7 protein-coding genes and 2 pseudogenes are annotated in these 9,084 nt (G+C 66.3%); 2 read left to right on the forward strand and 7 right to left on the reverse strand.

Annotated features, from left to right (window positions below):
- Positions 1 to 367: 367 nt before the first annotated feature.
- The 4 genes from ABZZ74_RS51065 to ABZZ74_RS51080 form a co-directional block, all read right to left on the reverse strand.
- The gene (locus ABZZ74_RS51065) at positions 368 to 811 is read right to left on the reverse strand and encodes a hypothetical protein (protein ID WP_356950972.1); all 444 of its coding nucleotides are present in this window, start codon (positions 809 to 811) and stop codon (positions 368 to 370) included.
- 92 nt (positions 812 to 903) lie between these two features.
- On the reverse strand, positions 904 to 1,185 hold the full coding sequence (locus ABZZ74_RS51070; protein WP_356950973.1) for a hypothetical protein: 282 nt from the start codon (positions 1,183 to 1,185) through the stop codon (positions 904 to 906).
- Positions 1,182 to 1,880 (reverse strand): HNH endonuclease family protein, encoded by a 699-nt coding sequence (locus ABZZ74_RS51075; RefSeq protein ID WP_356950974.1) that lies wholly within the window; start codon positions 1,878 to 1,880, stop codon positions 1,182 to 1,184. Before ABZZ74_RS51075 ends, ABZZ74_RS51070 begins: the two co-directional genes overlap by 4 nt.
- A gap of 327 nt (positions 1,881 to 2,207) precedes the next feature.
- Positions 2,208 to 3,029 (reverse strand): helix-turn-helix domain-containing protein, encoded by an 822-nt coding sequence (locus tag ABZZ74_RS51080; RefSeq protein WP_356950975.1) that lies wholly within the window; start codon positions 3,027 to 3,029, stop codon positions 2,208 to 2,210.
- A gap of 525 nt (positions 3,030 to 3,554) precedes the next feature.
- Here ABZZ74_RS51080 and ABZZ74_RS51085 point away from each other — a divergent pair.
- The gene (locus tag ABZZ74_RS51085) at positions 3,555 to 4,205 is read left to right on the forward strand and encodes an aldo/keto reductase (RefSeq protein ID WP_356950976.1); all 651 of its coding nucleotides are present in this window, start codon (positions 3,555 to 3,557) and stop codon (positions 4,203 to 4,205) included.
- Positions 4,206 to 4,212: 7 nt separating this feature from the next.
- Here the strand turns inward: ABZZ74_RS51085 and ABZZ74_RS51090 are convergent, their stop codons facing one another.
- Positions 4,213 to 6,741 carry a spherulation-specific family 4 protein gene (locus tag ABZZ74_RS51090; RefSeq protein ID WP_356950977.1) on the reverse strand — a complete coding sequence of 843 codons (2,529 nt, stop codon included), beginning with the start codon at positions 6,739 to 6,741 and terminating at the stop codon, positions 4,213 to 4,215.
- A gap of 51 nt (positions 6,742 to 6,792) precedes the next feature.
- Complete coding sequence (locus ABZZ74_RS51095) at positions 6,793 to 7,278, reverse strand: hypothetical protein (RefSeq protein WP_356950978.1); 486 nt, start codon at positions 7,276 to 7,278, stop codon at positions 6,793 to 6,795.
- 536 nt (positions 7,279 to 7,814) lie between these two features.
- Here ABZZ74_RS51095 and ABZZ74_RS51100 point away from each other — a divergent pair.
- Positions 7,815 to 8,218, forward strand: a pseudogene (locus ABZZ74_RS51100) (transposase); the annotation flags it as partial.
- Here ABZZ74_RS51100 and ABZZ74_RS51105 read toward each other — a convergent pair.
- Positions 8,218 to 8,711, reverse strand: a pseudogene (locus ABZZ74_RS51105) (IS5 family transposase); the annotation flags it as partial. The pseudogenes ABZZ74_RS51100 and ABZZ74_RS51105 sit on opposite strands and share 1 nt — an antisense overlap.
- Positions 8,712 to 9,084 lie beyond the last annotated feature (373 nt).

Genomic DNA, 9,084 nt, shown 5'->3' on the forward strand with positions numbered 1-9,084 from the left:
CACCCCCCAGGTCATCCGCTCGACAGGGGGACACAGTCATGCCGGGCCCGGAGGCCAGCGGCCCTCTTGCAGGACCGCGAAGAAGATAACGGGGGGGGAGTGTCGTTGCACAGGGCGTGATAGTGAAGGGGACAGTGTCCCCGGGCCTCATCTATTGCCTGCGGGGACGATCGTTCGGCTGAAGCCCCGCAGAGCCTTCCGCCGTGTAGGCGACCGCCCTTCACGATCACACTGTTTTCGGATCGGCCCGGACAGCCTGCGCTGCCCGGGCCGATCCTTGTCTCAAGTCGATGATGCCGAGATCTGCCTCGGGCCGACCTCCTGCGCTCACAAGCCGTCTTAAGACTTCGGCTGCACGGCAAAGGCGTCACCCGGCATGGCCTTTCGGTGGTGAGCTGGCGTCGGCCTCGAAAAGCTCAGCGACTTGGGCGAGTTGCCTGGCACTGTCCCTGAGCAGGCCCCAGTTGTGCTCCTGGGCTGCTTGGAGGCACTGCGTGAGGTGAGCGCGCAGCGCGGCGTGCGCGTCGACTGGATCCCCTTGTTCCGTCACTTGCTGGTCGGTGCCGGCCGGCAGTTGTTCTGCAGATGCTGGATCCCGGGGTGCTGCTCGACGCTGTTCGGCCGCGCGGATGGATTCCCGGAAGCGTTCCACTTCGCGCAGCACTGCGGCACGCGCTGCCTGGCCGCCGGGAGAGATGGTCTTCGCCGGCCGGCCTTTGGATTTCTTGCCCTTCGGCCCGCCGTGATCCCCGCTCGTCAGCTGGACGCGCTTGGGTGAACCGTCCCGACGTTGCCTTCGCCCGCTGGTCATCCCCACACGCTACCCAGGCCCGATGCAGGCAGAACCCGGGTGCAGGAGCAGCTCCGGCCTGCCCTCCGGCCGGAGCTGCCGCTGCGCCGGGTTCAGGTGGCGGTCGCGCCCTGGCCGCGCCGGATGCGGCCGAGGAGGTCACGGTGGTAGGCGGCGAGGCCTCCTTGTGGGATGGGGGCGGGGCTGCCGGTGAGGGTGTACCACTCGTCGGCGCCGGTGTACTGGACGGCGACGTGAACGCTGTGCCTGTCGTCGGTGAGAGTGGTGGTGACGGTGAGGTCGCCGGTGATGACGCCGACTTCGTCGGTCATCGCCCCGCCCGGGCCGGCGGTGACGGTGCTGGTGTACGTATCGGTGTCTGGGCTGGTGTTCATGCGGGGCAGGTGTCCAGCATCTCGTCCAGCGTGCTCTTCTCCGGCGCGGTGATGTTCAACTCGTACACGTACTTCACGTGGGTCCAGGCACGGGCGTAGGTGCACCAGTAGGAGTGCAGCGGCGGTGCCCACTGGTCGGGGGACTGGTCGCCCTTTTGCCGGTTGGAGCTGGCGGACACGGCGATCAGCTGCGGGTTGGTGAGGTCGTTGGCGAACTGGCGGCGTTTGGCGGTGGTCCACTCATCGGCTCCGGAGCGCCATCCGTTGGCCAGGGGGACGACGTGGTCGATGTCGACCTCGGTGGACGGCCTGGTGGAGACCTTCCCGGCGTAGGCGCTGTACCAGGTCCCGGAGGCGGCGCGGCACTGCTCGTCCTGGATGACGTCCTGGCCGTCGCGGGCGAGGACGACCTCGCGGGTGTCGCAGGTGCCGTACTGGGTGATCCAGTGCGGGAACTTGGAGCGCGAGTAGCCGGTCATCGGATGCGGGGCGGCGACGGTGAGTTCACCGAGTTCCTTGCGGACGACATCGGCCGGCGGCGGCTCGGGAAGATCCCGGCGCACGCTCGGGACACCGGCCATGTGCAAGGCGGGCGCTGCGGACGCGGCCGCAGCCGCGGGAGCGGAGCTGAGGGGGGCGAGCAGCGCGGCGACCGCCGCGGTGACCAGGGCAAGCTTCGCGTGGAACGGATGCATGCGCTCATCTCTCTCGATCGGCGATGAAGCTGATCAAGACAGGTAGCGGCCCTGACGCGCCGGTGGGGGTGTACCGCCGCGGCATCACTCGGATGGCGGGTGGGCGTTCACCGGAGAAACGAACCACCAACGGCCTCCTGTTTGAGGCGACTGCTCGCCCGCGGGGAAGAGATGGCGTCACTCACTTCCGAGAGCGTGCTTGATGCACAGCGACGCGCCGGCCTCATGCGCGGCGCCCACGGTCCTGGCTGTGCTGGCCCCTCTTCAGCTCCTCGTTGCCGGTGGTGCGCTGTTCGGCCTCAGCCCGGCCTCCTCGAGCGCGGTCGTTCAGTGAGGAGTCGTCTGCGGTGGGGAGTCTCCAGTCCCGGGCGCGGTGCGGTTGCTCGATCGGGCGAACTGGGCGGGTGTCTCACCGTAGTGCTTCTTGAAGGCGCGGATGAAGTGGCTGCTGTCCGCGAACTGCCAGTGGGCGGCGACTTCGGAGATGCTGGCGTGGCCATGGGGTGAGGCCAGGTCGGCGCGGGCCTGTTGGAGTCTCCTGCGGCGGATGTAGGCGGTCACTGACTCCTCAGTCGTGGCGAACACGCGGTGCAGCGTCCGTACGGACACATTGAGTTCGCGGGCGAGCAGCGCGGGGGAGAGATCAGGGTCGGCGAGGTGGCGGTCCACGATGTCCTTGGCCGCCTGGGCGAGCGCGGGTGCCAGCCGGCGCTCGTTGCCGTCGACGCCCTGGCTCAGTACTCCCTTGACCAGCTCGATCAGGGCGTCGCGGGCGGCCTGCACACCGGTCGCGGTGAGGTCTTTGACTATGGAGCCGACCATGTTCGCGTAGGCCATGAGCACACGCATCTCGGCTGAGTCGGCCGGTTCGACAACCGATCGGTCACTGACCAGCGCTCTGAGGTCCGCCTCGGGCAGGACCAGCATCTTCGTCGCCGTACGCGGCCCGAACGAGGCGTGCCAGGGCGAGCTGGTGCGCCATGCGATGAACTGGCCGGCCGACACGGTGGGACCGCCACGGTCGCGCGGTCGGGCGAAGTGAATCGCACTGTTCTGCATTACATGCAGCACGATTCGGTCCTCGACGTGATGGAAGCAGCTGCCCTGGCTGTCGCCGGCCATCGACTCGGCGTAGAAGTCGGTGATCACGGCATCGTGCACCTTGGAGGAATGCGCTCTGAGACGGAAGGCGCCAGGTGCGTATGACTCGAAGGGTGGTAGCGGGAACGTTTCGCCGACCTGTGCGCCCCACTCGCGCTGTAACGCGTCGAAGCCGTCCAACCCGGTGCTCCCGGCGGTGATGTTCGCGAGGAAGGTTCTGTGCTCTCCGTCAGACCTCGGTTCGGTGCTCATGGTCCTGTTCATCGCGTGTAGATCCCTACCTCGGATTGCCGGTGACGGAGGTGCGCCACCGCATTCCGACTCCTCAACGGCCTTGTTGGCGTGCATCTTCCATTACGGCACACACGTTCAGCGAATGGCGCTGAGGTTCGGTTTAGGTGGCGCTGCGTGCAAGTGTGCCTGGTGCTGATCTCCGTGGGGAGAGAGCGCCGACTGCCCGCGTTTGACCAGCTGTACGGGACCAGGGCCCGGGACCCGAGAGGTACAGCCTGCTGTACCGAGGACCGGGCTGCCCCCGGGATCGGCAGACGGGGGTCCTGATCCACAGCATCGGTGGAGCTTTCCGACTTTCCCGCCTGGCGGGTGGCGACCGCCGCGACCATCGCCGAACTGCGCGACATGGCGCCGATCATCGGCATGCGGACCGAGTACAGTCTCGCCGACCGCACCGCGAAGCGCGAACTGCTGCCCATGGCCGAGGCGTTCGGCCTCGGCGCCGCTCTCTACGCTCCGCTGGCCGGCGGTCTGCTGACCGGCAAGTACCGCCACAGCAACGAGGGCCGCCTCGAAAGGTGGGGCGCCGGCGTGCACACCGAGGACAGCGAACGCAAGACCGCGATCCTCGACACCGTCCTGGCCGTCGCCGAGGAGACCGGAGCCGGCGCCGCCCAGGTGTCGGTGGCGTGGCTGCGCACCCGTGCCGCCCGCGCCGCCCCGGCCCTCATTCCGATCATCGGCCCGCGCACCACCGCCCAGCTCAGCGAATACCTCGGCGCGCTCGAAGTCTCCCTCGCCGAAGACCAGTGGGGGCGGTTGGAGCAGGCCAGCGCCGTCGCGCTCGGCACACCCCACGAGACGACCGCCGCCGCCCTGGCAGCGAGCCTTGGCGGCGACGCCCAGCGTGTCGACCGCCACCCGGTACCCGTGAGTATTTGGGGACGCGGAGCATCCGCTCGGGCTGGTCGGCTCGTGCGTAGCGTTTGACGGTGTGTCAGTCGGCGCAGAAGTTGCCTTGGCTCTTATCCGGGCCGCCGCCCAGCTGTAGGTAGCGGGAGGAGCACGGCCCGAAGACGTTGGTCCGCGCAGAGTAGCCTTCGCCCTGGATGATGACCTGGTCGGGGGCCAGTGTCGACGTCCCCACGGGAAGCGTCCAGGTCCAGGTGTAGCCGTCGTCGCCAATGGTGGGTGGGGTGTATTTCACTGGACTCCATGTCCAGTCCGGCTGGTTCGCATTCGTGCCGGCGTAGTTCAGGTAGGTCGAGTTCTCCATCATCGCTGGAGCGCACACCCAGTTTGCAGTGTTGATGTTGACGGGCCAGCAGGATTTCCAGTCCGGGGGCAGGTTGTAGTAAAGGATAGTGTCGTCGGAGGCCCACTTCCAGAAGTAGATTCGGTGGAACGAGTACGGTACGAGGAAGTCGGCGGAGACCGTCGTGCTGTCAGCTGTGGAAGTGACCTTGACGTTGGTGATGGGTTTGCCGCCTGGCAGTGACAGGGTGGTCACGCCGACGCTGTTGCTGGGCGCGGACTGTGTCCCGTCGGCGCCTTGGGCAAGTACGTCGATGGTGTAGGACTTCCCGCCCGGGGCCAGCCCGCCGATGGTGGTCTCGGTCGCCTTTGCGGGGATTGCCGCGACAACCTGGTTGTCGACACGGACCAGGTAGCGGGTGGCGCCGCTGACAGCGGGCCAGCTGAGCGAGGCGGACGTGTAGTCGCTCTTGTTCACGTGCAGGGTGGGGGCTCCTCCTGCGCCGCCCCCGCCCGATGTGAACGGCCGTGGGGGCGCTACCGCGGGAGTTCCGCCGGAAACGGCGTTCTGTTCAGCCGTCAGGTAGTCGGCGGAGGGCTGCTGATCGTAGGGGTTGGGCATGATGTCGTCGGTTATCTCGACGTAGCCGACCCCTCGTGACTTCGCCGTGTCGGCGACCTTCTGGATCTGGTCCGCGGGCACGTCGTAGATGATGTCCCAGATCTTCTTCGGGCTTTTCGGTGTCCAGCCGAGATCCTTGTGGTTCAGTTCCGGGTTCGCTTCCTGCCCGAAGTAGCCTTTATAACTGCCCTCGTAGGTCAGCAGGATGTCGGCGGTGTCCTCGTAGCACTGGGGCACGACGGTGCCCGGGTTGAGTACCGTCAGCGCGCCCGGATGCTGACGCTTGGCATAGTCGTTGACCTCCGAGTACCAGCTGGGGACATCGTCGTTGTTGGCTGTGCACTGGTTGAAACCGTCATCGAAGAAGATGCCGTCGATCGACGCACCGTAGAGCTTGTACCAGGTGTCGACGTCCTGGTCGATCTGGGCGACCCAGCTCGTCACCTTGGGCGAGCCGAGTCGTGTCAGGCGGTGGTCCGCCAGGCCCAGGTAGCCGGTGTCGACGTAGCCCAGCACGCGTTTGCCCGAGGCGTGCGCACGGTTGATGACATCGGCCCACTCGTCGACCTTTGTGGAGCCGGGTCCGTTCAGCACATTGGCCACCAGCACGGTCGCCTTGCTCGACGACGCGGCGATCATCCGGTCCCAGGCGTTCGGATCGGCCTTGGGGTGGGTGTAGGCGGCGATAGCGATCTGCTGGCCGTCATTCGTGACCGGGCCCCCGGGGGCGCTCGGTTCTACCAGCCACTCGCGCGCCAGTGCGTCGGCCATCGCCGCGACGAAAGCCATGGCGACCTTGGCCATGCCGGCAGCATTCGGGGTGATTCCGTCCGTGTCGAGGTCGGCGGTGGTGACAGCGAACGTGTCGGCCAGCACGACCTTCTGGCCCGCCTGCTGCTTGGCGGCGACCAGGTTCCGAACCGCGGAATTCACTGCCGTGATCCGTCCCTGGACGCCGGAGTCCGTGGCCGGGGTGAGGGTGGCGAGCGCCACAACGGTACTCGGGGAGGCAGTGTGAACCTGATCGACCAAGGCCGACAGGCGGTCCGGGACGGCGTCCTGCTCGCCTTTCAGGACGTCGTTCATACCGGCGTACACGAGCACGACATTGGGCTTGTATTGCGACGTCTCTGTCTCGGACCGCTTGGTCAGCTGCGAGGCGTCCTCACCCGGCAGGCCGGAGTAGTTCAGGCCCTCGCCGGCCGACTGGGGACCCACGAACTCAAGACCTGCGTCTCTCTTCAAGCCGTTGCTCAGATACAGGCTTCCTTCCCCGATGCCCCTGAACAGGTCTGAGATACGGGCGGAGCCGGTCGCCGTTGGCCCCAGGAAGGACCCCACCCTCGCTGACGGCACCGGGGTACCGCCGACCGGGGGGCGGATTTGGCCCAGCTGCACGGCAAAGTGGTCAGGCGTGGCCCCGTTGCGAACCCAAGGCCGTCGCGCCACTGTGGGTTCGGTGCTGACGAAGTAGTCAAGCTCATGGCCGCCGATGTGGGTGACTTGCCCGGAGGCGTGGACGTGCACGCCGTGCGGAAAGTTCGAGCGCTGCACAAGGTCCGCCGGATCCACGTTGAAGTCGCCGCCGACGGTCCACGTCTGGCCCTGGCCGCGATGCGCCTGGACCTCCAGGTCGATGTCGGTCAGCATCGGGCCGTCGTCGCTGCCATGGGAACGAGCCAGACCGTGAAAGGTGAAGTACTAGTTGTTTCCGAAGCGCACGCCCAGAGCGTTCCGGCCCCGCTCGGTCGAGCTGTTGACTATGAAAACCTCGTCCGGCACATCGCGGGTGACGATCGCGATGTTGACCCGGCCGGTGGGATTCTCGCTGGTGGCATCGCCTTGGGTCTGCGTGTAGTAGACGTGCGTGTCGAAGCCGCGGAAGCTGCCGCCGACTGTCCAGGTGTACTCTCTGTAATCGCCGTTCTCAGTCTGATGGAGAGTGCCGTCGCCTGCCCTGGGCGGGCCACCGGGTCCTACCTCCTGCAGCAGGACGATGGGGGCGGCGTTAATGAACTGCTCGACCGACGTCGTCCACTTACTGGCGGCATCACCTTTGGAGCTGTAGCCCTGGAGGTTGTTGGTGATCAGTGACGTGTCGTTGAGCCACAGGTCTACCGCTGCGGCTGGCTGGGCGGAACCGCCGATATAGCCGAAGAGGGTAGCGATCAACGTCAGCGCGATCACCACGGCATGCGAGCGCCGCGGTCCGCGCCGACGCCCCGAAGGAAGATCTGCCGCAGCTCTTGTGGCCGCCCGTCTGGTGCCGGGGCGTTGCCCCGGCACTATCCCCGTTATACGTCTCCTCATACCTTGCTCCGTGATTTTCCCGTGTGATCAAACATTACTGATCATCCTCCTTGAGGACGCGTCAGCCAGACCCCATCGAGCCCTGGCTTAGGCCTTGACGAAGGGGCGGTGATTGGGGCGGAGAGTGAGAGAGAACCACGCCGGGAGACCGGCTGGCACATCGACGAAGAATTCCCCCTGCGGCACGACAGCGGTCCTGAACTATTGTCGTCCGCTCCAGAAACGGCGCTTCCAGCCTTCTACACACCCTGCCGAGGATGAGTTTTTAACGCTCACCTTATGGAGATCACTCCCAGCACGCTTGTATCGTGGCGCCACGCTGATGGAACATCAGCGCCATCGGCCAAAGCGCGATACAAGAACGGCCACCGGCTGATCTTCGAGATGTCGAAGGCTCGAAGGAGATCAGCGCGATGACCGCACCAGACAGTCTGCCCCCGCACGTCCTCGCCGAGGACAACCTCGCCGCGGCGAGTCCCGATCTGCTGCGCGCGATGGTCAAGACGTTCGCCGACGCGCTCATGTCCGCCGAGGCCGACTGTGTAATGCCGAATACGGGCAGGTCAGCGACGAGAGAGTCAACCACCGCAACGGCTATCGCCCGCGCGAGTGAGACACCAGGGCCGGCACGGTCGAACTCGCCATCCCCAAGCTGCGCCAGGGCAGTTACCTCCCGCACTGGCTCCTCGAATGCCGCCGACGGGCCGAGGAGGCCCCCGTCTCCGTGGTCGCCACCGCCTACCTGCTCGGTGTCAGCACCCGGCGTGTTGAGAAGCTCGCCGCCTCGCTCGGCGTCACCCAGTTGCCGAAGTCGCAAGGCATGAGCTGGGTGACGTCGTTGCGGTTGCCGCCGGTCAGTGACACAGCCAGCGGAATGCCGTGCGCTTCGGTGATCAGATGGTGCTTCGAGGCTGCTCGGGCACGGTCGACCGGGCTCGCTCCGGTTTTGGGCCGCCCTTCATGGCCCGCACATGGGAGCCGTCGATCACCGCCCTGGACCAGTCCAGCGCGCCGACCGCGTGCAGCTCGGCCAGCAGTGACTCGTGCAGACGCTGCCACACACCCGCGTCGTTCCAGGCGCGCAAGCGCCGCCAACAGGTCATGCCGGAGTCGAAGCCGAGCTCCTGGGGCAGGAACTCCCACGGAATGCCGGTGTACAGCACGAACAGGATGCCCGACAGCACCTTCCGGTCATCCAGACGCCTGCGCCCCGGGTGATCCGCGCGGCGCGGCACGACCGGCAGCAACGGCTCGATCCGCGCCCACAGCTCATCCGACACGATCCACGGCAGCTGCTCACCCCTTCTCATGTGTAGGCTAACGCGCCATCAGACACCCATATTCCAAGGCAAGTTGGACCATTCTGTTAGGAGTTCTAAGGGCTTGCAGAAGAACAACACGCTGATTCCGGTTCTGGGGCCGATCGTAGTGGTAGGCCTCGGCGACCGGGAAGGATGCGGCGTCAGCCGTCGCTGCAGAGCGTGGCGTCCGTGACCGCAGCCAGGCAGATCCTGCAGCTCAGCGAGCCGCGTACCACATGACGGCGCACGCGAATCGGACATCAGCGTGTTGTTCTTCTGCAAGCCCTAACCCCGGTTATTCAGCGGAATTGGGTGAGCTGACGGCCTGACAGCAGAAAGGTGCCGCTGACCTGCGAGGATGCGAGTGTCTAGGTCGTATCCG

This window comes from Streptomyces sp. NPDC006476 (assembly GCF_040612015.1).
Classification (GTDB): Bacteria; Actinomycetota; Actinomycetes; order Streptomycetales; family Streptomycetaceae; genus Streptomyces; species Streptomyces griseorubiginosus_B.

What these genes read in the sequence shown, in the direction of transcription:
- ABZZ74_RS51065 (WP_356950972.1), bottom strand. Translation starts at nt 811, where the DNA reads ATGACCAGCGGGCGAAGGCAACGTCGGGACGGTTCACCCAAGCGCGTC.
- ABZZ74_RS51070 (WP_356950973.1), bottom strand. Translation starts at nt 1,185, where the DNA reads ATGAACACCAGCCCAGACACCGATACGTACACCAGCACCGTCACCGCC.
- ABZZ74_RS51075 (WP_356950974.1), bottom strand. Translation starts at nt 1,880, where the DNA reads ATGCATCCGTTCCACGCGAAGCTTGCCCTGGTCACCGCGGCGGTCGCC.
- ABZZ74_RS51090 (WP_356950977.1), bottom strand. Translation starts at nt 6,741, where the DNA reads ATGCTGACCGACATCGACCTGGAGGTCCAGGCGCATCGCGGCCAGGGC.